Below are 23540 nucleotides of genomic sequence, written 5' to 3' on the forward strand. Positions count from 1 at the left end.
GGTTGGTTAGTCAACGCCGTCCCACTCGGCCAGGAAACGGGCCATGTAGCCTTCCATGTAGGCATGCCGCTCCTGGGCCACCTGGCGGGCAACATCGGTGTGCAGCCGGTCTTTGAGGTGCAGCAGCTTTTCGTAGAAATGATTGAGCGTGGGCGCGGTGTTCTGCTGGTAGCTGGCAAAGCTGTCGTGCGCCACGGGGGCAATGGCGGGGTCGTGCAGCGGCCGGCCCTTGTGCCCACCGTAGGCGAAGGCCCGGGCAATGCCAATGGCCCCAATGGCATCGAGCCGGTCGGCGTCCTGCACGAGCGCCGCTTCAATGGAAGAAACGGGCGTTTCGACGCCCAGCCCCTTAAAAGAGACTTCCCGGATAATCGTTTCGACGCGGGCAATGAGCGGCTCCGGGGCGTGCTGCGAGCACAACCACGCGCGGGCGGCGCGGGGCCCGGCCTCGTAGTCGCCACCGTGGAATTTCCAGTCGGCGATGTCGTGCAGCAAAGCGCCCAGCTCGGTGACTTCGCGGTCGGCTTCGGGGGCGGCCAGGGCCAGGCGGCGGGCCATCAGCCACACCCGGCGGATGTGCGCCCAGTCGTGGCCGCTGCCCTCGTCGGCAAATTGTTGTTCGATGAAATGCGCGGTGGCGGTAAGTAGTTCCAAAACGTGAAAGCGGATAAAAGCGGGCCGAAACAACGCAATAACGTTGTTCTGAGAGCCAACGTGGGAAACGACAAAAGTAGCGCCAGCCGCTGCTACGGCGCTAATCAATGGGCAAAGCCCGCTCGAATGGCGCAGTGCGGTCGAACAAATACCGGTAGGTGGCGTGGGTGCGCCACACGGTGCCGCCAATGGCTTCGGCAATGCGCATCATCTTGGGGTTGAAGTCCCCAATCCAGTTCATCACGAAGTCATCGTAGCTGACTTTGGTGCGGTCCTGCACCATGTTGGCCACGGCCATGATGAAGGCAATTTCGAGGCCCTTGCGCTGGTGGGCGGGCACAATGCCAAACACAATACCGGTGAGGGTGTGCACCGCGCCGCGCCAACGGTACCACGCAAATTTGAGCTTGCCCCACCAGTTCAGGTTGCCATCGACGTACCGAAACAGCTCATTCAATTCGGGCAGGGAGATGAAAAAGCCCACGGCTTCGCCCCGAAAATACGCGAACCAGCACACCCGCTCGTCGATGATGGGGCGCAGCTTTTTCATGATGTTGCCGGACTGCTCGGTGGTCATTTCCTTCACGCCGTCGTGCTTCACCCAGGCTTTGTTGTACACCTGCCGGAAATCCTCGGTGTACTTGGGCAGGTTGTCGAGGCGCAGGTGTTCGAAGCTGTAATCGGCGTGATGGAGCAGGCCGGCGGCGCGCTCCAGGTACTCGGGCGAGAACGGAGTGGCCAGCTTCCGGAAATAGGTGTATTGATTGAAGTAGCACTGAAAACCATAGGTTTCGAGCAGGCGGCGGTAGTACGGCGGGTTGTAGTTCTGGCCATAGAGCGGGGCGCCGAAATTGTCGAGCAGCACGCCCCACCACTGGTCGCGGTCGCCAAAATTGATGGGACCGTCCATGGCAGCCATGCCCTGCGCCGCAAGCCACGTCCGGCAGCCGTTGAGCAGGGCATCGGCGGCCACCTGGTCGTCCACGCATTCAAAAAAACCCATGCCCCCCGTGGGTTGCGCGAAAGTTTGGGCAGTGTGCTCGTTCACGAAAGCCGCCACCCGGCCCAACGTGCGCCCGGCGCCGTCCACCAACAGCCAGCGAATGAGGCAGCCGTGGCGGAAATACTTGTTTCTGTCGCGGTCAAATACGTTTTCCACGTCGCGGTCCAGTGGGCGAACGTAATCAGGGTCACGGGCATAAAGCCGAACCGGAAACTGCAAAAACTCACGGGCCTGAGCCGAGGTTACTACTTCCAACAAACGCATACGCAACCAAAAAACCCAAAAGAACTCAGAATGAAACGGCAAGTTAGCAACCCCAACGGTTAACAACCTGAACAGGCTAAAAAGCCAACCGCTAGTATTTGTGCAACTTGGCCGAAGCAGCGCCGGCGCTGCTTCGGCCCCGCAGTTGTTTCTTCGCAATTTATCCTTCGCCATGACTATATTTTTTCGCAACCTGCGCGCCTTGCTCCTGCTGCTGCCGCTGGCAGCTGCACCCCAACTGGCCAAGGCCCAAATCCCCCGGACTGCTCCGGCCGATACGACCCACAAATACGAAAACCCCAGCGGCCATTCCGCGCCCACCAAGAAAACGTTTTTCAAAAGCAAGGGCTTTCGGGCGGCCATTGTGCCGGCAGTGCTCATCGGCTACGGAGCCAGCACCATCAACGGCAACGGCTTCTACAGCTCGTATAATGCCAAGAAGGACATTCGCCGGGCTTTTGGCACCTACCGCAACCACATCGATAATTACCTGCAATTCGCACCTTATTTAGAAGTGGGCGGCGTGCTGCTGGCGGGCGTGGAGTCGCGCGACGACCGGGTGAACCTGGCCCTCATCGTCCTCAAAAGCGAGCTAATCATGCTCACATCGGTGTACATCGTAAAAACGCTAACGGCAGTACAGCGGCCCGACTCGTCGGACCGGCTTTCGTTCCCGTCGGGCCACACGGCGCAGGCGTTTCTGGCGGCCAGCATCGTGCACACCGAGTTTCGGGACAAGAGCCAGTGGTACGGCATCGGGGCCTACACGCTGGCGACGGGGGTGGCCGCGTTCCGCATGATAAACAACAAGCACTGGGAATCCGACGTGTTTGCCGGGGCAGGGTTCGGCATCCTGTCGGCCCACCTGGCCTACCTGAGCCACCGCAACCGCTGGGGCCGCAAGCCCATCGGGCGCGACGTGAGCATGGTGCCACTCTGGAGCCCCGGCGGCGGAACCGGCCTGAGCGTAACCTGGCGACCGAAATAAGCCGAAGTACGCTTTACCCAGCTGGCCCGGTTTATGAAACTATCCATGGCCGATAAGGCCAACTCCAGAAGGACGCTATAAAGGAACAGCTTGCGTTGCCCGAATTTGGAATGGAATCCCGCACCAGAATTGCCTAATTCGTCCCCACCCCACCGCAACAGCAGCCCGCTTACGTTCAGGCCAGCAAAGACGCCCCAGAAACCACTCCTAAGCTCGCAAACAGCGCTTTTGCTTCAGGGTATTCACCGCCGTTATGTGTGTGAAATGCATCAGCTGCGGTCAACACGGAAATTAGAAACAGGGCTACAATCAGCACGCACATTACCATTGTCGGCGACGCAACGGTCCTCAGCGAAGAAGCCTATCTACCGAAAAATGAAAATGGCCTCTACAAACCGTAGAGGCCATTTTCATAACACTGAGCCGCCTGTCGGACTCGAACCAACGACCCTCTGATTACAAGTCAGAAGCTCTACCAACTGAGCTAAGGCGGCTAATTGGTGGCACAAAAGTACGCGGCTGGAGACACTTTTGCCAGCCTACGCATTCATTTTTATAAAAACAGGCCCGACGCAGACTACGCCGGGCCTGTTTTTACCTGAGAATCACGCGGTTTATTATTCTCTATTTAGCTGCGAATAACTTTTAGCTGCTTTTTCAGCACATCGATGCGCTTCTGCCCTTCGGCGATGCGGCCCTGATACTCCTCACGCAATTGGGAGGCATTTTTGGAGCGGGCGAAAAAATCGAGGTTGGTTTGCAGCGTGGAATGGTCGTTTTCCAACTCGTTGATTTCCTTGCGCAGCGCCATTTCCTTGCGCGTAAGCTGTTGCTGCGCCTGCGGACGGGCCTTCAAACGGCTCACTTCCACCTGAAACAACAGGTCGTTGCATTCGGCGTAGCTCAGGCCGGGAACGTGGTCCAGGTACTTGCCCAACAGGGCCAGTAGCTGTTCCTCGCTGCGGTCGGCGGTGCCACGGCCGGGCTGCTCGTCGGTGGGGTCGAACTCGGCCACCCAGCCGGCCAGAATCTCCCGGAAACCTTCCAATGTGCCGGGCGCATCGGCCGTGAGGGCGTTGACCTGGTCGGCAATTGTATCGAGGTGCGCCGTTTGCTCCGCCGACGACTGCTGCACTTTCTCCTCCCGCTGCCGGGACTCGTGCTTGGGGCGGTCGAAGATGGCATCGCAGGCGGCACGGAAACGGTGCCAGAGCTTGTCGGCCAGCTTGTCAGGCACCCGGCCCACTTCTTTCCACTCCTTCTGCACCCGAATAACCACCTGGCGGGCAGCATCAGCATCGGGGTTGTTCAGGGCTTCTTCGGCCTGCTCAATGAGGGCAACCTTGGCTTTCACGTTGGCCGATTTCTCGTTGTCGAGCGACTTGAAGAAATCGTTTTTCCGGTTGAAGAAGGCTTTGTAAGCGGCCCAGTACTGCTTGTTCAGCGCATCGGCCTGGGCGCGGGGCACAAGGCCGGCGGCTTCCCACTCGGTTTTGATTTCCTGGAGCTCGTCGGTTTTCGAGCGCCACAGGTTCACGCGGTCGGTGTCGAAAGAAGCAAATGGCAGCACACGCTCCAACAGGGCCTGCTTCACCACGAGGTTGGCTTTTTCTACCGTCGAGCGCTGGTCCACGAACTCCTTGCGGCGCTGGTGCAGCACATCCGACGCGGCGATGAAACGCTGCCAGAGCGGCTCGCGCTGGTCGTTCGGCACGGGACCGATGTGCTTCCATTCCTCGTGCAGCTTGGTCAGCTCGTCGAGGGCTTTGTTGATGCCGGGCACGCTGGTCAGGGCTTCGGCGCGCTTGATGAGGCCTTCTTTGGCCTCGAGGTTGCGGCGGCGGTCCAGGTCCTTCATCTCCAGGAAGCGGCCCTGCTTGCTGTAATAGATGTCGAGCAGGCCGTGGTAGGTATCCCAGATGCCCTGGCTGTCGGTTTGGGGCACGGCCCCGGTGGCTTTCCACTCGCCTTGCAAGGCCTTGAGCCTGGCCGAGCTGTCTTTGGTTTCGGCCGCTTCTACCAATACGCGCAGCTGGTCGAGCAGCGCTTTTTTCTTGGTAAGGTTATCACCCCGGCTGACGTCTTCGGCTTTTGCGTCCTTGGCGCGGTTCTCGCGAAACTCCTGCATGGCCTTGTTCAACTCCTGCTGGCCCTCGGGCTGCTGGAACGCGAAGGCTTCGGCACCCTCGCCGCCTTCGGCAAACTTCTGGCGGGCGGCGCTGCGGGCCAGTCCCACGTTGGTTTCGTACTGGCGGGTGAGGTCCTGGATTTGCTTGCGGTTGCGGCGCGCATCGGGCCGGCGCAACAGCTCCACCAGGTAAGACGCCTGGGCGGGCAGGTCGAGGGCCGTAAAATCGGGCGCTACGGTTTCCGAAACATAGCTATCCTCGCCTTCAGCCCCGGTGGGCTCATCGCCTGCGTCGATGGCCTCCACATCGGCCGGAGCTGCATTGAGCGGGGTTTCCGACGAAGTAGGCAGGGCCGCCACCGTCTCGACAGCAGTTTCCAGCTCGGGAGCACTGTGCAGCTCCACGGTGGGCAACTCCGGCGCCTGGTCTTCCACCGTGGCGACGGTGTTCGGGCCGCTCAGGGTTTCGGGGTCGGCAATGGGTGCGGGCGTGGCGCTGGCAATGTGCTCATCGGCGGGCAACGCTTCCGGGGCGGGGGCAGGCACGGGTGCTTCGGCCGTTTCGGGCTCGGGCTGCGAAGCCATTTCTGCACCGTAATGCTCCACGGCACGGGCTTGCGGGGCCGACATATCGTGGCCGTCCACGGTCACGGCGTCGGAAACGTGGTGAGCGGTTTCGGCGGCAGCGACGGCTTCGGGGGTGCCGGGCTCGGGGGCCACAACGCCCAAATCAGTCGCCATGACCGATTCGCCGGAGGCTTCAGCCGTACCGGCGCCTTCGGGCTGGTCGGCGGGCAGTTCGGGCGTGCCCTGGAGGGGCATCTCAATCTGCGCCCCCGATTCGGGCGAAACCGAAGTGGCCGGCATGACCGACTCGGTAGGGGCCGGGGCCGGCTTGCCCTGGATTTCGGCGAGGCGACGTTGCAAAATGGTCATCCGGTCCTCGGCGGCCGGTTCGGTGCCACCGGTGACCGGGGCAGTGGGGTTTTCTTCAGCAGCCATAAATCTTCGTAAAAGCCAGCCCCGCATGTGGGACCAGAGGAGAGAGCAAAAAAGAGTGGGAATTAAATAAAACGACAGCGCAAAACCCGAATCAGTTCAGGCGAGGGTCTACCGGATAATTGGCCAGTACCTTAAACCGCCCACCTTTCTCCCGCAAAATCTCCCGCCAGAAGGCATCGGATGCCAAAGTAAACACTTTCCCGGCGCTTGCGGAGTGCCGTATCCAACTCTGCCCCTGCATTTCGCTGGCCAATTGGCCCACCGACCACCCGGAATAGCCGGCAAACAGCCGCACTTCGTCGGCCCCCACGGCCCCGCTGCCAATGAGGCCGAGCAGCAGCTCAAAATCGCCGCCCCAATACACGTCCTGCCCCAAAGCGGTGGCGCCCGGCAGGTCGGGCCGGCGGTGCAGATAGTGCAGGGTATTGGGCTCGACGGGGCCGCCCACGTACAGCGGCAGCGCGGTGGCGGCGTGGCCCACCTCAGGCGGCAGGTCCAGCACATCGCCCAGGGTGAGGTTGGTGAGGCGGTTGAGGACCAGCCCGAAGGTGCCGTCTTCCGGCGCGTCGTGGCAAAGCAGCACCACGCTACGCTCAAAGTTGGGGTCGTTGAGAAAAGGCTGGGAGATGAGCAGGGTGCCGGGACGCATGTTCGGAGAAATAAAGGAGAAATGAGAAATGCCGGGGCCGGGCGGCCACCAGAATTCAATTTACAAATTGCAAGGCTTGTCCTTGAGTCAGGAGGCGGCGATGGTAATCAATTTGGCCAAGATGATAGGTAAGGTGCCCGTACAAGTGGATTAGGAAGGCCTGCGTGGTCATTGGGTCGCCCAGCACTTCGTCGGGATAGGCGGTCTGCAATTGGGCTTCGGTGAGGGCGGTCAGGGTCCGCTCCACTACGTTTGTCGTGTCTTTAACTTGCTGAACCAACACCGCTTGCGGCACATGCTGCGTCGTAAATTCGGCATTTCGGTTGCGCACGTAGCCGCTGTGGCCCAGCACGGCGCCGATGTAGGTATTGAGGTTGCCGACCAGATGCAGGCACAAATTGCCCGCCGAATTGCTGATGCCGGCCGCAACCTGCCACAGGCTGGCTTCGTCGGGAAATGCGGCGATTTGCTGCGCCAGGCGCTGCAAATCGCGCTGAAATAGGGTGCAGAGGTCCTGGCTGAGCATAAGAGTGGTGAGGAGCGGGAATGGAACGCTAGCGCAGCAGAAAGGGCCAGTGCCTTCCGCGTCAGCCAGCGGCTGGGGGTTTGCCAGCTGGCAAGCGAGCCGGGCTCTGAGTACCTTGCGCCGCAAATGTCCTTTTGCCTTCGCAAAGGAGTTATAAAGACTCCCGCTTGCGTAAAAATGTTCCTTCTTGGCCCACAATCCACAACGGCGCGTTTCGAGGCTTTCCTATTCCGCATGCTTCCCCATCATTCACCTAACGCATGACCGACCCGCACCTAGCCGACCTGCGCAAAACCTACGCCCAGCGCACCCTTTCCGAAACCGACGTGCTGCCCAATGCCGTGCAGCAGTTCCGGCAGTGGCTGGATGAAGCAATTGCCGCGCAAGTGGAGGAACCCACCGCCCTCACGCTGAGCACGGTGGCCGCCACCGGCCAGCCGTCATCCCGCGTGGTGCTGCTGAAAGGCCTGCCCGATGACGCCGGCTTTCTCTTCTACACGAATTACGACTCGCAGAAAGGCCACGAGCTGGCCGCGCAGCCGCTGGCGGCCCTCAACTTTTTCTGGCCGGCCCTGGAGCGGCAGGTGCGCGTAGAAGGCCGCGTGGAAAAAGCCCCGGAGGCAATGTCGACTGAATATTTCCAGAGCCGGCCGCGCAGCAGCCAGCTCGGCGCCTGGGCCTCGCCCCAAAGCCAGGTCATCGGCAGCCGCGAGGAGCTGGAAGCCCGCGAAACCAAAATAGCCGAAGAATTTGGCGCGCAGGACCCGCTGCCGCGCCCACCGCACTGGGGCGGCTACATTTTGCGCCCCCACCGGCTGGAGTTCTGGCAGGGCCGCCCCAGCCGCCTGCACGACCGCATCGTTTACGAGCTGCTAGGCAGCAGCTGGCAGCGCAGCCGGCTGGCCCCATGAGGCTAAATCACGCCTTTGGCTTAATGAGGAATGAAGATTGAGGAATTATTTCAACGGTCCTGATTCGGCTAATTCCTCATTCTTCATTCCTCATTCCTCATTGACCAACTCCTTGGCTGAAATTCAACCCTTGCGCGGCTGGCGCTACAACCCGACGCTGAGCGCTAACATTGATGCTTACGTTTCGCCCCTGTTCGATGTAGTGTCGGCCAAGCAGCGCGAAGCCCTGTACCGCAACCCGCTCAATTCCATCCACCTGTCGGTGCCCCGCGCCGAGGACCCGGCTGGGGCGGCCCTTGCGCGGCTGCGCGAGTGGGAAGCCAGCGGGATTATCCGGCAGGATGAATTGCCCGGGATTTACGCCTACTACCAATATTTCCGGTTGCCGGGCAGCGCCCGCGAATACTGCCGCAAGGGCTTCATGTGCCACATTCGGGCGTATGACTGGGACGAGGAAGTGGTGCTGCGCCACGAAAACACCCTGCCCTCCTCGGTGAACGACCGGGCCGAATTGCTGGCCCGCACCCAGTTCCAGACCAGCGCCACCCACGGCCTGTACCGCGACGCCGATTTTGAGCTGGAAACCTACTTGGACGAAGCCATGCGCTCGCCGCTGGTTGAAACCGAGGAGGACTACCAGGGCGCCCGCGACGTGCTGGCCGTGATTCAGGACGCCACCGTTATCCGGCGATTTCAGGAATTGCTGGCCACCCGGCAGGTAATTCTGGCCGACGGCCACCACCGCTACGAAGGCTCCCTGGCCTACCGCCAGGCCCGCGAGCTGGCCGCCGACGGCCGCGCCACCGGCCGCGAGCCCTGGAACTATCACCTGATGTACCTCACCAACGCGGCGGCCGACGACCTGCGCATTCTGCCCACGCACCGCCTGCTGCTGGAGCTGCCCGGCAGCCTGAGCGACGCCGAGCTGCTGGCCCGGCTGGAACCGTATTTTACCATTATTCCGCAGGATGACGCCACTGATTTGCCCGAAATCATTGCCGGCAAGCGCTGGGCCTTTGGGCTGTATCTGGGCGGGCAGGCCTTCAAAATCCGGCTGCGGCCCGAGGTGCACGCCCAATTGAACTGGGACACCACCGAGGCCGTAAAAAACCTGGATTTGACGGTACTCCACTTTTTCGTGCTGGAAAAAGCCCTGGGCATTATTGGGCCCGATGCGCAACGGTCCTGGCCGGGCGTGGCCTATGTGCGCAATTTCACCGAGTGCCTGCAACGCGTGGACCGCGGCGAGGCCCGCGCCGCCTGCATTGTGAACGAAGTGAGCATGGCCGAGGTGGAAGCCGTATGCCACTCGGGCGCCGTAATGCCGCCCAAATCCACGTTTTTCTACCCCAAAACCATTGGCGGGTTCCTCTTCAGCAGCATTGCCGACGAGGAAGCGGGCAACCTGTTCAGCGACTTCTTTGCGGTGCCCGCGCAGTCGTAATCCGGGGCGGGGGCCTGAGGCCGACGGCTTTCGGCCGGGAATTCAGCTTCGGTAAGCCTCGCGCCCACCACCCCGCCCCTGCCCCGTTTGCCTTCGCACATGCGCTTTCTGGCCCTCCTTGCCTGCTTTGTATTGATAGCCGCCAGTGGTTTGCTCAGCCTGCTGCTGGGGCCGGTTTCGTACGCGAAACTGCAAAGTCTGGGGCAGCTGCTGTACCTGGAAGATGCCTTTGCGCGCCTGCCACTGGCCCTCACGCCGGCGCGCTACGCCGCACTGCGGGGGCTGCTGTTTGGCACCTTGGGCGGCAGCCTGCTCGCCGGGCTCAGCCTGCTGCGCCACCCGGCCAACCGGGCCGAGCTGCGGGGGCTGAGGCTAGAAATAAACGCGGCCTGGGCCAGCCTGCGGGCCACCATCCGGAACTTAACCAAAGTTGAAATGGCGGTGGGCCTGGGCTTGCTGGGCCTCGTGCTGGGCGTGCGCGCGGGCCTGCTGCTGGGCTACGGGTTTCGGTACGATGAGCTCCTCTCCTACCTGTTTTTCGTGCGCGAAGGGCCCGTGGTCACCAGCAGCTTTTACCCGCTGCCCAACAACCACATTTTTTTCAACCTCTGCTGCGCGCTGGGCCGCCCGGTGTTGGGCCAGCACCCGCTGCTGCTCATGCGGCTGCCTTCGTACGGGGTGGCGGCCCTGGGCACCGCCCTGAGCTACGCGCTGCTTGCGCGGTTCACCAATTTCCGGCTGGCCACGCTGGTCACGGGGCTCTTCAACCTCACGCCGGCGGCGCTTTACTACGCGGCTTCGGGCCGGGGCTACTACATGCAGCTGGTCCTGATTCAGCTGGGTTTTTTCGCCGTGGTTGGCCTGGGCGCCTGGCCGCACTACCGGCGACTGGCCTGGCTGGTGTTTGTGGTGAGCAGCGTGCTGGGACTCTACACCATTCCCACCTACGCTTACCCGCTGGCTTCGCTGGCGCTGGGGGCCGCACTGGTGCTGGCGCCAATTCGCGGGCAAAAGCAATGGCTGGAGCTGCTGCTTACCGGCTTACTCATTGGAATAACCGCCACCCTGCTTTACGCCCCGGTGGGTGCGGTTTCGGGCTGGCCCCGGCTGCTGGCTAATTCGTACGTTGTCCCGGCTTCGTGGGCCACTTTTCGCGCTTCGGCGCTGGCCAACATTTACGAAAAAACCCAGGAGCTGTTTGGCGTGGTGCGGCCGGTACTGCTGCTCGGCGGGGCACTGGCAGCTCTCGTCCCGCTGGCGTTGTGGCGGGCGCGGCTACCGGCCCTCGAACGCAGTTTGGCGGGCGTAACCTGGGCCTTGCTGGTAGTGCCCGCGCTGGTGATTATGGCGCAACGCACCTACCCACCCACGCGCGCAGTTGTATATCTGGCCTATTTCGGCTTCCTGCTGGGGGCGCTGGCCCTGTGGTTTGTGGCCGGACGCTGGCGGGGTTTTTCCCTTTCCAAACCACAGCAGCTGGGCCTGATTGGGATGTGCGTAGTGGCGGCCGGGGCGCTCCGCTTCGATTACGTGCTGGCCCGCATCTACAGCAGCCGGCACGAAGAAATTCAGTTGACCCAAGCGTGGCGTTGGCTAGCGGCCCGCAAGCCAAAGCAGGTACTCCTGGGCTCTTACGAGGCCTTTTTTTACTATTACGCGGTGCAGGACCACCAACGGGTAGAGCTGGCCAACCGTCCCGCGCCCGGCCGCCGCTACGACTACCTCGTGCTGCCACCCAGGCAGGAATCCGCCCCGGCCTGGGCGCGGTCATTGGGCTACCAGCCCGTGTTCCGCAACGATTTAGTGAGCATTTTTGCCCTTGCGCCGCTTCCGGCCCGACCCCATTGAGCGCGCCGCTTTTCTTTTCGCCTTCTGAATGAAACTGATTTTAGCTTCCAACTCGCCCCGCCGCCGCCAATTGCTCACCGACCTGGGCCTGGCCTATGAAATCCGGCTGCGCGAAGTGGACGAAGACTTCCCGCCTCACCTGCACCAGGCCGAAGTAGCCGAGTACCTGGCGGCCCGCAAAGCCGACGCCTACGCGCACGACCTCGCCCCTGATGAAGTCGTACTCACGGCCGATACCATCGTGTGCCTGGACGACGATGTCCTTAACAAACCCGCCGACGTAGCCGAAGCCACCGCCATGCTCACCCGCCTGCAAGGCCGGGCGCACGACGTGTTCACCGCCGTGTGCCTGCGCACCGGCGACGGGCGCCAGGTCGTGTTCTCGGACCAAACCACGGTCTATTTCCGCCCCCTCACCCCGGCCGAAATCAGCCACTACATCGCCACGGCCCGGCCCTTCGATAAAGCCGGGGCCTACGGCGCGCAGGACTGGCTGGGCATGGTGGGCATCAGCCGCCTCGAAGGCTCGTACTTCACCGTAATGGGCCTGCCCACGCACCGCGTCTGGGAAGAGCTGGAGAAACTGGGCGCCCTGCCCACCCGTCCCTAAATGCCCGGCCCGTCGCCCCGTTTTTTCTGGATTGTGGGCCTGCTGGCCGTTGCAGCCTGCGCGGCCTACGCGGCGGCGGTGCTGGCTGGCGCTGACCTGGCCGAGGTGCTGGCGCTGGATGGCATCGCGGCGGAACACGAGCATTGGCACATTCAGCCCCTCACGGCGGCGGGCTTTCAAGGCGTTAAACTGGCGCTCAGCCTTGTGGCGGCAGGGCTGGGAATAGCCGGCGGCGGGCTGGCCTGGTCGGCCACGGGCCGTCGCGAGCTGGCCGCGCTGGCTCCGGAAATACGCCAGGGCTGGAATTCAATCACGCATCGCTGGCAGCTGCTGCCGCAGCGCGCCCGGCTTGGGGCGTGGCTGGGATTGGCAGTCCTCACCGCGTTGCGAACTTACTTCAGCCTCAGCAAGCCCCTGCACCCCGAAGAAATTGCCTCGTACGAATACTTCGTCAGCAAAGGCTTGCTGGCCGTGAGTAGCTACTATCCAATTCCCAACAATCATATTCTATCCAACACCATCAGCTGGGCATTTTATCGGTTAAAACCAGGGTTTTGGTGGAGCATGCGGTTGCCGGTTCTGCTCGTGAGCACGGCGGGCACGGCGGGATTATTCGCGGGCTTGCTGTGCTGGGCCAATTTCCGGGTGGCATTTTGGGCCACCGCCGGTTTTTGCTGGCTGCAGCTGAGCCTGTACAACGCCAGTGCCGGCCGGGGCTACTGGCTGTTGATTTCACTGGTCGGCATCCTGTTTTTCTGCACCCTGGTACTGGACCAGCCGGGCGGCCCCCGACGAGCCGCGTGGGTGGGTTTGGTGCTGGCCAGCCTGGCGGGCTTCTACACCATCCCCACATTTGCGTATGCGCTGGCCTCGGCCCTGGCGTGGCTGGGCGGGCGCAGCCTCTACCGCCGCCACTGGCCGCAATTGGGCATTCTGCTGGCAATGTCAGCAGCCATTGCAACTGGCGTCGCGGCACTTTACGCGCCGTTGGTGCTAATTTCTGGCGCCGGGGCACTGTTCGGCAATGGGTTCGTCACCGCTCAACCAGCGGCAGTTTTTTGGCTCGGACTCCCGGCTTATCTATGGTTTACGGAAGGCCTCCTGGCTGGGCAGCGCACGGTGGGCGGCTTGCTCGTGCTGGCTGCCATAGCGGGCACCGGCTACTGGTTGTGGAGGGCTCGCCGCCACCATTTCGCCAGCCCCGAGCCGTTGCATTTAGGCAGCGCCACCCTGTGGTTTGCCCTATTCCCTTATGCGCTGGTGCTCGTGCAACGGGTATTTGCCCCCGAGCGGGTGCTGCTCTACAAGTCGTTTTTCCTGTTCACCTTGCTGGCGCTGCTGGCTGATGCGTGGCTGCGCCGTCCGGCGCCGGCCTGGCTGCGGCGCTGGTCGGGGCGGGCTTTGGTGGCCGCGTTTGCCGTTTTCGCAGCCTACCAAACGTATTATGTGGAATTCTTAAACCGGCAAATCCGCACCACCACCGCAGCCTATCGCGCCGGTTTTGAGTGGCTGCGGCGGCAGCCCGCCGGCCCGGTGCTGGCCCCGGAGCCGCTGCACGAGCTGTTTTTCCGTTTCTACGCCCACACCACCGCGCCAGACCGGCCGTGGCAGATTGATATGGTTCGCCGCCCCACCCGCCGCTACGCGTACGTGGTGGCCTTCCCCAATAAGCGCGGCGCATTCCAACCCGTTTTTGCTTTCCCACCGGCTTTTGCCAACTCCCAGGTAGAAATTTTTGCCGTGCCCAGGCCATAATTTTTAGGGCTAACCGGGGCAGGCCGAACGCAACAAAAACGTCTCCTTCGGACGCTTTGATGGTACATTGGTGTACCCAATTTTAGATTTCAACCAATCCAACCGCTATGCGCCCCACTTCCATCCGAACCCTCGACCCCCAGGCTGGCCTCGCCATTTCGGTGGTTGGCGACACGTACCGCGTCCTCGTTAGCGGCGAGCAGTCCGCGGGCGCCTATGCCATCATCGATATGCTGGTGCCCCCCGGCGGCGGGCCCGGGCCGCACGCCCATGCCGAAATTCAGGAGGCCTTTTTTGTGATTGGGGGTGAAGTAGTCGTACGGTCTGAAACCCAGACGTACACCGCTAAAAAAGGGGCCTTCGTGGACATACCTACCGGCGGCGCCATCCACAGCTTCACCAATGAGTCGACGGCCGTGGCGCATCTGCTGTGCGTAGTCGTGCCCGCTGGCCTGGAGAAATTTTTTGCTGAAATCGGCCAGCCCGTGGCTGCCGACGCATTTTTGCCCAAGCCCGAACTGGGCCCCGACGCCCTAAAAGAGTTGCAAGCCCTTGCCGGGAAGTATAACCAGGAAGTATTTCCCCCGGATTATTTCACGAAATAACCAAGCCTGCTTCGGACGGAATGCGTTTGGTGCCGGGCTTTCGTACGCGTTTTGAAACGGGCACAAATTCCACCTTGCTGAGCGGCTCCTACTGCCCGCGTGCCAGCAGCGCAATGCCGACCACAATCAGCAGCAAGCCACCGGCCTGCGACAGCGTCAGGGCCTCCCGTAGCACAACCAGGCCCAAAACTGCCGTGAGCAGCACCGAGCCGCCCACAATCACCGGCGTGCCCACCGAGGAATTCACCCCGCGCTGAAACACCACGAACGTCAGGATTTCGGCCAGCCCCACGCCCAGCCCAGCCAGAGCCGCCAGCCCCAGGCCCTGGCTGGTCACGGGCAGCGGCTGCCCTTGCAGCTTCAGTTTCACTAGCCACGCGGCCCCGAGAGCGGCAGCTACCAGCTGCAGCACCACCGCGCCCACGGCGGGCGGCAGATGGTTGGCGGCGAGCTTGATGAAGAAGTTGTAGAGCGCCAGGCACAGGGCCGTGAGCAGCGCGAGGGGAAGCCAGTTCATGGGGTGAGGAGAATATCCAGCACTTTGGTCATGGCTTCTTCGTCCAGACCAATCAGTGGTTTTGTAAGCACACACCGCGCCTTTATGGCTTCCGGTAATCGATTGATTGAAAGGTCATCGTCAATAATCACATACGTTTCTCCATCGCTGCGGCTTGCAACCCACTCTGCTATTTCATCGGCCCGGTCGCCCATGCAGTTAAGGGTTGCCACATCATTGATTTTAGCAATTAGCGGTGAATTAATTCCTCTGGTCTGCAAAATAACTTGCCATTCGCCAAGCGAATAATTGATTCTGTGTGACGTAGTCAATACAATCCTTGCCTGGGTCTGGTCGATGATACGGCCCAAGTTATTCGCGGCGCGTGCATTGAACTTCATAAAGCCATCGTCCTGAAGCTCCACGGCCCGCCACGCTGGGGTCGTCACTAAAACCCCATCAATATCCAGGAGAATTACCATGTCAAATCAATTCAAAAACCCAAAATCCGACAGAATCTCACCGCAGCTTCTCCTTCAGTAACTCCAGCTCCACGGCCGGCGAAATCCGCTCGTAGAGAATGTTATAGGCCGCCTCCGTAATCGGCATATTCACCTTAAGCTTCTTGTTCAGCTCATGGATGGATTTCACGGCGTAGTAGCCTTCGGCCACCATGTTCATTTCCAGCTGGGCCGATTTCACGGAGTAGCCGCGGCCCACCATGCCGCCAAAGGTGCGGTTGCGCGAGAACTGCGAGTAGGCCGTCACCAGCAAGTCGCCGAGGTAGGCGGAGGCCGATAGGTCGCGCGGCTGGGGGTTGATGGCTTGCAGGAAGCGGCGGATTTCCTGCACCGCGTTGCTCACCAGCACGGCCAGGAAATTGTCGCCGTAGCCCAGGCCATGCGCAATGCCGCCGGTGAGCGCGATGATGTTTTTCATCACCGCGCAGTACTCAATCCCGTCGAGGTCGGAGGCCGGGTGGGCGCTCACAAAGCGGTTGCGCAGCAGCTCGCAGAAGGCCAGCGCAAGGCCCGCATCGGGCGAGCCGATGGTGAGGTAGCTCTGTTTTTCCAGGGCCACTTCCTCGGCGTGGCAGGGCCCGGCAATTACGCCCACCTGCGTGCGCGGCAGCCGAAACCGCTCGACCACGTAATCGGTCACCAGTTGGTTCTTGCCCGGAATCATGCCCTTGATGGCCGAAATAACCTTTTTGTGTTTCAGCGAGTCGCGGTCCAGCTTATCCAGCACGGGCTGCACGAAAGCCGCGGGCACGGCCAGCACCAGCCAATCGGCTTCCTCGATGGCTTCTTCCAGGTCGGTGGTGGGGTGCACGCGGTTCAGGTCGAACTGCACGGCCGAGAGGTAGCGGGGGTTGTGGCGGGTGCGCAGCAAGTGCTGCACGTCCTCTTTCGAGCGCAGCCACCAGTCGACGCGGGCGCCATTTTCGGACAGTATTTTGGTGAGAGCGGTGGCCCAGGAGCCGCCGCCAAGCATGGCTATTTTTTCCAAGTAGGTGGGAGTTTAGTATTGAGCAGCGAAGAACGCCATGAGTGAGAAACCAAGAACGTTACGGGCTAAGAAATCAAGAACGTCATGCTGAGGGAAGCCGAAGCATCTCTACCGCGCAAGTAACTATTTGCTATTGCGGTAGAGATGCTTCGGCTTCCCTCAGCATGACGTTCTCTGGACGTCTTCTGACCAGCTTGCGACCTTATTTCGCCGCGTCCGGGTCGTCCTTCAGCGCTTCCTTATTCAGGGTTTTGGCATCCTTGATTTCCACGTGCGAGCCGTCTTTCAGCGTTTTGGCCACGGCGCGGAAGGGGCCGCTCGCCACCTGGTCGCCGGCCTTCACGCCGCTCAGCACTTCGATGTTCTGGAAGTCACTGATGCCGGTTTTCACGGGCGTCAGCACCGCTTTGCCATCTCGAATCACGAACACCACTTCCTGAATTTCGGCCTTGGGCGCGCTTTTTGGGTCCACGGCCGTGGCGGTGCCATTGCCCCGGCTGGAGCGAATTTGCGGGCCGCCTTTTGCGTCCGTTTTCGCATTGGCCGAATCGGAACGGGTGGTCACCGACGCCAGGGGTACGCTCAGCACGCCGCCTTTGCGGTCCGTGATGATGTCGACCGAGGCCGTCATGCCGGGGCGGAACGGCACGATGATGTGCCCGCGCACCGTGCGCAACAGGTGGCTGTAGCTTTCCGGCAGCAGCCGGATGCGCACTTCAAATTCGGTCACGGCTTCGGCCGTGAGGGCGTCCTTGGCGGTGTTGGCAATGTTGGTGACGAGGCCGCGGAATTTCTCGTCCTTGTTGCTATAGGCATCCACTTCCACCTCCACCGAGTCGCCGATGTTCACGTTGTTCACGTCGTTCTCGTTCACGTTCACGCGCACCTCCATGTTGTTGAGGTTGGCAATGCGCATGATTTCGGTGCCGGCCATTTGGGTGGTGCCCACCACGCGCTCGCCTTTTTTCACGTTCAGCTTGCTCACCGTGCCGCTCACCGGCGAATAAATCGTGGTTTTGTTGAGGTTTTTGCGGGCCTCTTCCAGCGAGGCCGAGGCGGCCGTCACAGTGCTTTGCGAGGCGCGGATGGTTTGCTTGGCGCTGTTAATTTCCTCCTGCGAGGCATTGTAAGCGGCCTGACTGGCTTCGTAGTCCGACTGCGAAATGACTTTCTGCTTGTACAGCGAAGCGTTGCGGCGGTAGGTCAGCTCGGTTTGCTTGGCGCTGGCCATCAGCTGCTGGAGGCGGGCCTGGGCCTGGCCCACGTTGGCGCGCTGGGTGCCCACCTGGGCGCTTTGCATTTCCACCTGGGCCTGGTAGTTATCGGGCCGAATGCGGAGCAGCAGCTGCCCTTTGCGCACAGAATCGCCCTCCTGCACGTACAGTTCAATAATTTCGCCCGACACATCGGGCGAAATTTTCACTTCGGTTTCGGGCTGCACTTTGCCCGAGGCACTGACTTTTTCCACGATATTGGCCGGTCCGGCCTTGGCGGCGAGGACTTCGACGCCGGTCGGCTTGCCCACCCAGCCTTGCTTTTTCGCCACGGTGTAGCCCACAATGAGCACCAGCACCAAACCAATCAGGATGTAGAGTAAACGGTTGTTTTTCATGTAGTAATTGTCGGTTGTTGGTTGCCGTCGTCAGGTTGTTTCCGTGCTCGTTATCAGCCTAATAACTGACAACGAGCACCTAACAACTGCTCAAAGTGTCAGCGGCTTGCCCTGATAGAACTCGAGCACTTTGCGCCGGAAAATGAAGCTGTACTTGGCCTGAATGCGGTTTGATTCGGCGAAGGTGAGGTTGTTTTTGGCGATGTTGAATTCGGTGCCGTTGAGCAAGCCGTTGTTGAAGCGGATTTCCGAGTTGCGCTGCGTGAGCGTGAGGGCCGTCACCTGGCGCTTGGCCGCCGAGTATTGCAGCTGGGCGGCGCGGGCATCGGCGTAGGCCTGCTCGATGCTTTGGCGCAGGGTGAGGCGGGCCTGCTCGGCGCGCACCGTGGCCGACTGCTCGTTGAGCAGGGCCCGCTGCACGCCCGTGCGCACCTGCAAGCCGTTGAGAATGGGCACCGACAGGCCGAACTGGATTTGCTTGCCCAGGTTATTATTCAGCTGGTCGAAAAACCTGACCGGGAGCACGTCGTACGTGGGCTGGCCGGGCAGCTGCACGGTGTAGCCGCTGGTGCCGGGCACGGGGTTGCCGGCGGCATCCAGCACTACCAGCGGAAACGGGGTCCCCGCCGATGTGCCCGAAATCACCCGCGACACCGAGGACGACGAGAAACCCGTAAAAATCTGCCCCGACAGGAACAGGCGCGGGTAGTAGGCGCCCCGCGTGAGGTCGGTGCTGCGGCGGGCGCTCTGCACCCGCAGCTCGGCCGCCTTAATCTCGGGCAGTCTCGTCGAGGCCGTTTGGAAGGCTTGGTTCACGTCGAGGCTGTAGGGTGCTTCCTCGTCGGGGTCGGCCAGCTGGGGCACGTCAATCTGGAAGTTCTTGGCCGTGGCCGGGTCAATGTTCAGCAGCTGCATGAGGGCCAGGCGGGCCAGGTCGGCCTGGTTCTGGGCCGTTATCACGTTCAGCTGGTCAGTGGCCAGCTGCGACTGCGTATCGAGCACCGTGCTTTCGGGAATGCTGCCGGCTTTGAGAAGGATTTTGGCGCGGTCCAGCTGGGCCTGGTCGTTATCGACGTGCAGCTGATTGGCCCGCACCAGCTCCTGGGCCAGCACCAGCTGCAGAAACTGCGACGCCACGTTCAGGCTCAAGTCGTTCTTGGCCTTCTCAATGTCCTGCACGCTGGCCTCGTAGTCCAGCGCATTGCGCTTGATGGTGTTGCGCAGCTGAAAGCCCTGAAACAACACCAGCTGCGACACGGCCGAAAAGTTGTTGGCCCGAATGGTCTGGCTCTGATACTCGTAGGTGAGCGGGTTCACGCTCGTGCCAAACTGCCAGGTCTGGTTGCCGTTGAGGTTCGCCGAAGGCAGCAAGGCGGCCTTGCTCTGGTTGAGGACAACCTTGTTGTTCTGGGCCGAGAGGCTATTCAGGCGCACGCCCAGGTTGTGCTCCAGAGCGTAGTCCACGGCGCGCTGCAGGGTCCAGGGGCCGGTGGCGGCCTGGGCCGGGCCGGCCAGCGCTGCTGCGGGCGGCGAGGCCGGAATGGCAGGCGTCTGGGCCTGCGCGGCGGTAGCCAGCAGCAAGGCTCCCGCCAGCGTGAGCGGCCGGGATTTCACAGCCGAAAGGGTAATACGTCGTTTCATCTCGCAGAAAATTTTGGTGCTTCCAGGGTAGCTTAATCGAAGGGAAAAGCTATTTATTACATTTCCGCGCCGTCATTCCAGCGTTGCAATGTAGGTGATGCGCTGCACCCAGCTCAGTTGACGTAAATACGCCAGCGTTATTTCCTTAATCGGGCTATCCATCTCAATAAACTGCCGGGCCGCGTCGTTGCGGCCCTTCCGGCTCACAAACATGGTGGCGATGTTGCACTGGTCGTGCGCAATAACCGAGGCAATGAACGCAATGGAGCCGGGCACGTCTTGGGCATCGACGATGAGCGTGTGCAGCGCGCCCGAGAAGTCGGACGAAAACCCATCGACCTCCACAATGCGAATAACGCCGCCGCCCCGGCTCTGGCCCACCACCTCCACGCGGTGGCCCGTGGCCCCGTCCAGCAGGTTCACCTTGATGGTGTTCGGGTGCATGGTGGAGGCATTGCCCACGCTCTGAAAGGTATACTGCAGGCCGGCCGCTTCGGCGTGGTCGAAGGCCGTGCGGATGCGGGTGTCGTCGGGCGCGTAGCCGAGCAGGCCGGCCACAATGGCGCGGTCGGAGCCGTGGCCCTCGTAGGTGCGGGCAAACGAGTTGTAGAACGTCACCACCGCCTCGGTGGGCACGGCCCCCAGAATGCGGATGGCCGCCCGCGCGATGCGCACCACCCCGGCCGTGTGCGACGAGCTGGGCCCAATCATCACGGGGCCAATCATATCAAAAATGCTGGATTTTTCGGCCATGGGCTTGCGCCATCAATACGGTTACGGAGCTAAAAGTAGCGGATTTGAGCCACACCGGGCAGTTGGACGGGCGGGCGGGCCCCACAAAGTATTCGATAAAAAGCTCGACTTAAAGGCATTTAAGCTCCAGAATTCGCAACAAAGATGCGGCCCAACCACATAGGTTGCGGATTGTTAGGCACGCCGCCTAATTCCGCTCCTTGAAACCACAGTATTTTAACGATATTTGCCACGGCCCACCCAGCCAATAGGCTCCTCTTTTTCCCTCTCACTTCACCCCTTCCCCACATGTCCGCCCTTCCCACCACGGACGAGTTTTCTCCCGCTGTACTAGCGCAGCTGCGCCGGCTAAAGGATAAATACGTCCCCGACGGCCAGGACCTGGCCGCTTATCTCGAAGGCCTCTACCACGCCAAATACATTAATTACTGGGATTATATTGAGCTAGACACCTTACTCTCCCTGCAACGCCCGCTCACCAACCTGCCCGATGAGCGGATTTTCATCATGTACCACCAGATTTCGGAGCTGTATTTCAAGCTCTGCCTCTGCGAGTACGAACAGATTGGCGACCTGCAGCAGCCCACGCTGGGCGAAGTAGTGCTGCGCCTGGGCCGTATTAACCGCTATTTCGACAACCTCATCGACTCCTTCGACGTGATGGTGGATGGCATGGACAAGCAGCAGTTTCTCGACTTTCGCATGGCCCTCATGCCGGCCTCGGGCTTCCAGTCGGTGCAGTACCGCATGATTGAGATTGCCAGCACCAGCCTCGAAAACCTCACCGACCAGGTGAAGCGCCAGACCCTGGGCGAGGCTGCCGCCCACGACTTCGACCAGCTCCTGGGCTGCATTTACTGGAAAGCCGGCGCCACCATCGAGGCCAGCGGCGCCAAAGCCCTTACCCTCATCGAATTCGAGCGCAAATACACCGCCGACCTCGTGCGCCACGCCGCCGCGTTCCAAAACCGCAACGTGTGGGCCGTGGTGCAGCGCCTGCCCGCCGAAGACCAGCACCACCCTCGCCTGCTGCGCGCCATGCGCCAGCTCGACGTGAGCGTGAACGTGAACTGGCCGCTGATGCACTTCAAATCGGCGGTGCGCTACCTGCAGCGCAACCCCACCGACGTGGCGGCGACCGGCGGCACCAATTGGCGCAGCTACCTGCCGCCCAAGTTCCAGCGCCGCATCTTCTACCCGCAGCTATGGACGGCCCAGGAATTGGAAGATTGGGGCAAAGGATGGGTTGAGCAAGTGCTGGAAGGCGTGAGTGCGTAGAGTTGGCTCCGCCAGCGTTAAATCAACCCGCCTGAAAGGTCTATTATCAGGGCCTGCTTCGCGATACCGCATAAAGGCAATACCCCGCAAAAATGGCTTGAGCGTCATTTTGCGGGGTATTGCCTTTAAAAAGCTTTTACCGTCGGTTGTTGCCATACATTTTCCAGCGGCCGAAAAATGCCAGCGCGGCTGCGACGATGACCAAGCCAACCAGTGCGTACTTAAATCCGCCCTGGCCGGTGTGCGCCCAACTCCACCAGGACAATATACCGGCAACAAACATCAGGCAGGTGGTAAGCAGTAGCCGCGTGGTGGAAACGTACGGCGGTTTGAGCATCGTTTTCATGGCTCTCGGGGTTTAGATAATTGCGGTGAGGCAGCATGGCTGATTTTGCTACAACTAAATATACACATACAAACCACCATTCACAAGCTATTTGTTGTCTTTCGTGGCTGACGGATATAGGGCTGCCGGCCTCTTATTCCGTCATCTGTCCGTGTTCGGCCCGCGTCTCGCCCATTCGCCAGTACACAAGTAGCGAGAGCAGCGCGCAGCCCGTCACGTACCAATAGAACCACTCTTCCACCCCGTGGTCCTTGGCGAAAAGAGCCAGATACTCGGCCGTGCCGCCAAAAATGGCCACCGTGAGCGCAAACGGCAGCCCCACGCCCAGCGCCCGTATTTCCGTGGGGAAAAGCTCTGCTTTCACCACCGCGCTGATGGACGTGTACCCGCTCACGACAAACAGCGCGGCGATGAGCAAGCCCGCAGCCACCCAGGCATCGTGCGTGTGGGCCAGCTGGCGCAGGAGCGGCACCGTGCCCAGCGTGGCCCCGATGCCAAACATCAGCAGGACCGGCCGGCGGCCCACTTTGTCGGAAATAGCGCCCAGCAAGGGCTGAAACAGCAGCGCCACGGCCATCACCCCAAACGAAATAAGGGTGGCCTGCTCCTTGGAAAAGCCCGAAGTGTTGACCAGAAATTTTTGGGCATACGTGGTGAACGTGTAGAAAGCCAGCGTGCCGCCCAGCGTGAGGCCCACCACGGTAAGCACTGCCTGCGGGTGCTGCATGAGAACCCGCATTTGGCTGACCGTGGGAGCGCGGCCTTCGCCTTCGGCTCCGGCAGCGGCCACCCCGCGCCGGTGCTCCTCAAAAGCGGCGGTTTCGCCCATGTGTGTGCGCAGGTACAAGGCCCCCAGCGCCGCCACTGCCCCGATGATGAAAGGCACCCGCCAGCCCCAATCGCCCAGTTGGGCAGGCGTGAGCAGGTGCTGCAAGCCCAGCTGCACAATGAGGGCCAGCAGCTGCCCGCCCATCAGCGTGAGGTATTGAAAACTGGACCAAAAGCCCCGGTGTCGCGCTCCCGCCATCTCGCTCAGGTAGGTGGCTGAAGTGCCATATTCGCCACCCACGCTGAGGCCCTGCACCAGCCGGGCCAGCAGCAGCAAGGCCGGCGCGGCCACCCCAATGCGGGCGTACCCCGGCGTGGCCGCAATCAACAGCGAGCCGCCGGCCATGAGGCGCACCGACAGCAGCAGCGCCGCCCGGCGGCCGTGGCGGTCAGCATACGCGCCCAGCAGCCACGCGCCCAGCGGCCGCATCAGAAAACCCACTGCGAAGATGGCGGCGGTACTGAGCAGCTGCGCCGTGGGGCTGCCTTTGGGGAAGAATACCGGCGCGAAGTACAGCGCAAACGCCGAGTAGGCATACCAGTCGTACCACTCCACCAGGTTGCCAATGGAGCCGCTGACGATGGAACGCAGGCGCGAGATGGTGGGAGAAGCGGAGAGCACAGTCATGCGGCAAATAAAAGCGGTGGCGACCGGGGCTTCCAACGCAGGCTCCCTTTACCTGTTCAACG

At 61.5% G+C, this 23540-nt stretch carries 21 protein-coding genes and 1 tRNA gene; 8 read left to right on the forward strand and 14 right to left on the reverse strand.

Translation table 11 applies throughout. From position 1 onward, the window contains the following. Window positions 1-6: 6 nt before the first annotated feature. Window positions 7-654: an HD domain-containing protein gene (locus J4G38_RS03645; protein WP_226163127.1), complete on the reverse strand. Its 648-nt coding sequence runs from the start codon at window positions 652-654 to the stop codon at window positions 7-9. A gap of 100 nt (window positions 655-754) precedes the next feature. After that, window positions 755-1921 (reverse strand): hypothetical protein, encoded by a 1167-nt coding sequence (locus tag J4G38_RS03650; protein WP_210515518.1) that lies wholly within the window; start codon window positions 1919-1921, stop codon window positions 755-757. Window positions 1922-2093: 172 nt separating this feature from the next. Here J4G38_RS03650 and J4G38_RS03655 point away from each other — a divergent pair, with 172 nt between their 5' ends. Next, window positions 2094-2909, forward strand: coding sequence for a phosphatase PAP2 family protein (locus J4G38_RS03655; RefSeq protein ID WP_210515517.1), 816 nt, complete (start codon window positions 2094-2096; stop codon window positions 2907-2909). Between the two features lie 421 nt (window positions 2910-3330). On the opposite strand, the gene J4G38_RS03660 is transcribed toward J4G38_RS03655, so the two are convergent. The 4 genes from J4G38_RS03660 to J4G38_RS03675 form a co-directional block, all read right to left on the reverse strand. Further along, window positions 3331-3403: transfer RNA gene (locus tag J4G38_RS03660), tRNA-Thr, on the reverse strand. Window positions 3404-3537: 134 nt separating this feature from the next. Beyond that, entirely contained in the window at window positions 3538-6039 is a 2502-nt protein-coding gene (locus J4G38_RS03665) for a DUF349 domain-containing protein (protein ID WP_210515515.1), read from the reverse strand. Between the two features lie 91 nt (window positions 6040-6130). After that, window positions 6131-6688 (reverse strand): YqgE/AlgH family protein, encoded by a 558-nt coding sequence (locus tag J4G38_RS03670; protein WP_210515513.1) that lies wholly within the window; start codon window positions 6686-6688, stop codon window positions 6131-6133. Window positions 6689-6743: 55 nt separating this feature from the next. Further along, the gene (locus J4G38_RS03675; protein ID WP_210515511.1) at window positions 6744-7214 is read right to left on the reverse strand and encodes a DinB family protein; all 471 of its coding nucleotides are present in this window, start codon (window positions 7212-7214) and stop codon (window positions 6744-6746) included. Between the two features lie 260 nt (window positions 7215-7474). Between J4G38_RS03675 and pdxH the strand changes: the two genes are divergently transcribed. The 6 genes from pdxH to J4G38_RS03705 all read left to right on the forward strand — a co-directional run bounded on the left by pdxH (window position 7475) and on the right by J4G38_RS03705 (window position 14387). Further along, window positions 7475-8125, forward strand: a complete 651-nt coding sequence (gene pdxH / locus J4G38_RS03680) for a pyridoxamine 5'-phosphate oxidase (protein WP_210515509.1) — start codon at window positions 7475-7477, stop codon at window positions 8123-8125. A gap of 112 nt (window positions 8126-8237) precedes the next feature. Continuing rightward, window positions 8238-9569 carry a DUF1015 domain-containing protein gene (locus tag J4G38_RS03685; RefSeq protein WP_210515507.1) on the forward strand — a complete coding sequence of 444 codons (1332 nt, stop codon included), beginning with the start codon at window positions 8238-8240 and terminating at the stop codon, window positions 9567-9569. A 99-nt stretch (window positions 9570-9668) separates the two neighbouring features. Continuing rightward, on the forward strand, window positions 9669-11417 hold the full coding sequence (locus tag J4G38_RS03690) for a hypothetical protein (protein WP_210515506.1): 1749 nt from the start codon (window positions 9669-9671) through the stop codon (window positions 11415-11417). A gap of 28 nt (window positions 11418-11445) precedes the next feature. Continuing rightward, window positions 11446-12027 carry a Maf family protein gene (locus J4G38_RS03695; protein WP_210515504.1) on the forward strand — a complete coding sequence of 194 codons (582 nt, stop codon included), beginning with the start codon at window positions 11446-11448 and terminating at the stop codon, window positions 12025-12027. Then, on the forward strand, window positions 12028-13782 hold the full coding sequence (locus J4G38_RS03700) for a hypothetical protein (RefSeq protein ID WP_210515502.1): 1755 nt from the start codon (window positions 12028-12030) through the stop codon (window positions 13780-13782). Between the two features lie 107 nt (window positions 13783-13889). After that, entirely contained in the window at window positions 13890-14387 is a 498-nt protein-coding gene (locus J4G38_RS03705; protein ID WP_210515500.1) for a cupin domain-containing protein, read from the forward strand. 88 nt (window positions 14388-14475) lie between these two features. On the opposite strand, the gene J4G38_RS03710 is transcribed toward J4G38_RS03705, so the two are convergent. From J4G38_RS03710 to sdaAB, 6 genes are all read right to left on the reverse strand, one after another. After that, complete coding sequence (locus J4G38_RS03710; RefSeq protein WP_210515498.1) at window positions 14476-14904, reverse strand: EamA family transporter; 429 nt, start codon at window positions 14902-14904, stop codon at window positions 14476-14478. Further along, window positions 14901-15365: an HAD domain-containing protein gene (locus J4G38_RS03715; protein ID WP_210515496.1), complete on the reverse strand. Its 465-nt coding sequence runs from the start codon at window positions 15363-15365 to the stop codon at window positions 14901-14903. The genes J4G38_RS03710 and J4G38_RS03715 overlap by 4 nt, the downstream gene beginning before the upstream one ends. A gap of 37 nt (window positions 15366-15402) precedes the next feature. Continuing rightward, window positions 15403-16392: an NAD(P)H-dependent glycerol-3-phosphate dehydrogenase gene (locus J4G38_RS03720; protein WP_226163128.1), complete on the reverse strand. Its 990-nt coding sequence runs from the start codon at window positions 16390-16392 to the stop codon at window positions 15403-15405. A gap of 202 nt (window positions 16393-16594) precedes the next feature. Further along, window positions 16595-18004, reverse strand: a complete 1410-nt coding sequence (locus J4G38_RS03725) for an efflux RND transporter periplasmic adaptor subunit (RefSeq protein ID WP_210515494.1) — start codon at window positions 18002-18004, stop codon at window positions 16595-16597. Window positions 18005-18094: 90 nt separating this feature from the next. Next, window positions 18095-19645, reverse strand: a complete 1551-nt coding sequence (locus J4G38_RS03730) for a TolC family protein (RefSeq protein WP_210515492.1) — start codon at window positions 19643-19645, stop codon at window positions 18095-18097. A 72-nt stretch (window positions 19646-19717) separates the two neighbouring features. Continuing rightward, window positions 19718-20398: an L-serine ammonia-lyase, iron-sulfur-dependent subunit beta gene (gene sdaAB, locus J4G38_RS03735; protein ID WP_210515491.1), complete on the reverse strand. Its 681-nt coding sequence runs from the start codon at window positions 20396-20398 to the stop codon at window positions 19718-19720. A 288-nt stretch (window positions 20399-20686) separates the two neighbouring features. Here sdaAB and J4G38_RS03740 point away from each other — a divergent pair, with 288 nt between their 5' ends. Further along, entirely contained in the window at window positions 20687-21676 is a 990-nt protein-coding gene (locus J4G38_RS03740; RefSeq protein WP_210515490.1) for a tryptophan 2,3-dioxygenase family protein, read from the forward strand. A 136-nt stretch (window positions 21677-21812) separates the two neighbouring features. Here J4G38_RS03740 and J4G38_RS03745 read toward each other — a convergent pair whose 3' ends face one another. Then, a complete protein-coding gene (locus J4G38_RS03745) occupies window positions 21813-22022 on the reverse strand; it encodes an LPXTG cell wall anchor domain-containing protein (RefSeq protein WP_210515489.1) in 210 nt (69 codons plus the stop codon). Between the two features lie 133 nt (window positions 22023-22155). Then, window positions 22156-23478, reverse strand: a complete 1323-nt coding sequence (locus tag J4G38_RS03750) for an MFS transporter (RefSeq protein WP_210515488.1) — start codon at window positions 23476-23478, stop codon at window positions 22156-22158. Window positions 23479-23540 lie beyond the last annotated feature (62 nt).

The organism is Hymenobacter terricola, assembly GCF_017921975.2.
GTDB lineage: Bacteria > Bacteroidota > Bacteroidia > Cytophagales > Hymenobacteraceae > Hymenobacter > Hymenobacter terricola.

Excerpts from the sequence above, each read along its gene's own strand:
- J4G38_RS03650 (WP_210515518.1), bottom strand. The coding sequence starts at position 1,921 with ATGCGTTTGTTGGAAGTAGTAACCTCGGCTCAGGCCCGTGAGTTTTTG.
- J4G38_RS03655 (WP_210515517.1), top strand. The coding sequence starts at position 2,094 with ATGACTATATTTTTTCGCAACCTGCGCGCCTTGCTCCTGCTGCTGCCG.
- J4G38_RS03665 (WP_210515515.1), bottom strand. The coding sequence starts at position 6,039 with ATGGCTGCTGAAGAAAACCCCACTGCCCCGGTCACCGGTGGCACCGAA.
- J4G38_RS03670 (WP_210515513.1), bottom strand. The coding sequence starts at position 6,688 with ATGCGTCCCGGCACCCTGCTCATCTCCCAGCCTTTTCTCAACGACCCC.
- J4G38_RS03675 (WP_210515511.1), bottom strand. The coding sequence starts at position 7,214 with ATGCTCAGCCAGGACCTCTGCACCCTATTTCAGCGCGATTTGCAGCGC.
- pdxH (WP_210515509.1), top strand. The coding sequence starts at position 7,475 with ATGACCGACCCGCACCTAGCCGACCTGCGCAAAACCTACGCCCAGCGC.
- J4G38_RS03690 (WP_210515506.1), top strand. The coding sequence starts at position 9,669 with ATGCGCTTTCTGGCCCTCCTTGCCTGCTTTGTATTGATAGCCGCCAGT.
- J4G38_RS03695 (WP_210515504.1), top strand. The coding sequence starts at position 11,446 with ATGAAACTGATTTTAGCTTCCAACTCGCCCCGCCGCCGCCAATTGCTC.
- J4G38_RS03700 (WP_210515502.1), top strand. The coding sequence starts at position 12,028 with ATGCCCGGCCCGTCGCCCCGTTTTTTCTGGATTGTGGGCCTGCTGGCC.
- J4G38_RS03705 (WP_210515500.1), top strand. The coding sequence starts at position 13,890 with ATGCGCCCCACTTCCATCCGAACCCTCGACCCCCAGGCTGGCCTCGCC.
- J4G38_RS03710 (WP_210515498.1), bottom strand. The coding sequence starts at position 14,904 with ATGAACTGGCTTCCCCTCGCGCTGCTCACGGCCCTGTGCCTGGCGCTC.
- J4G38_RS03715 (WP_210515496.1), bottom strand. The coding sequence starts at position 15,365 with ATGGTAATTCTCCTGGATATTGATGGGGTTTTAGTGACGACCCCAGCG.
- J4G38_RS03725 (WP_210515494.1), bottom strand. The coding sequence starts at position 18,004 with ATGAAAAACAACCGTTTACTCTACATCCTGATTGGTTTGGTGCTGGTG.
- J4G38_RS03730 (WP_210515492.1), bottom strand. The coding sequence starts at position 19,645 with ATGAAACGACGTATTACCCTTTCGGCTGTGAAATCCCGGCCGCTCACG.
- sdaAB (WP_210515491.1), bottom strand. The coding sequence starts at position 20,398 with ATGGCCGAAAAATCCAGCATTTTTGATATGATTGGCCCCGTGATGATT.
- J4G38_RS03740 (WP_210515490.1), top strand. The coding sequence starts at position 20,687 with ATGTCCGCCCTTCCCACCACGGACGAGTTTTCTCCCGCTGTACTAGCG.
- J4G38_RS03745 (WP_210515489.1), bottom strand. The coding sequence starts at position 22,022 with ATGAAAACGATGCTCAAACCGCCGTACGTTTCCACCACGCGGCTACTG.
- J4G38_RS03750 (WP_210515488.1), bottom strand. The coding sequence starts at position 23,478 with ATGACTGTGCTCTCCGCTTCTCCCACCATCTCGCGCCTGCGTTCCATC.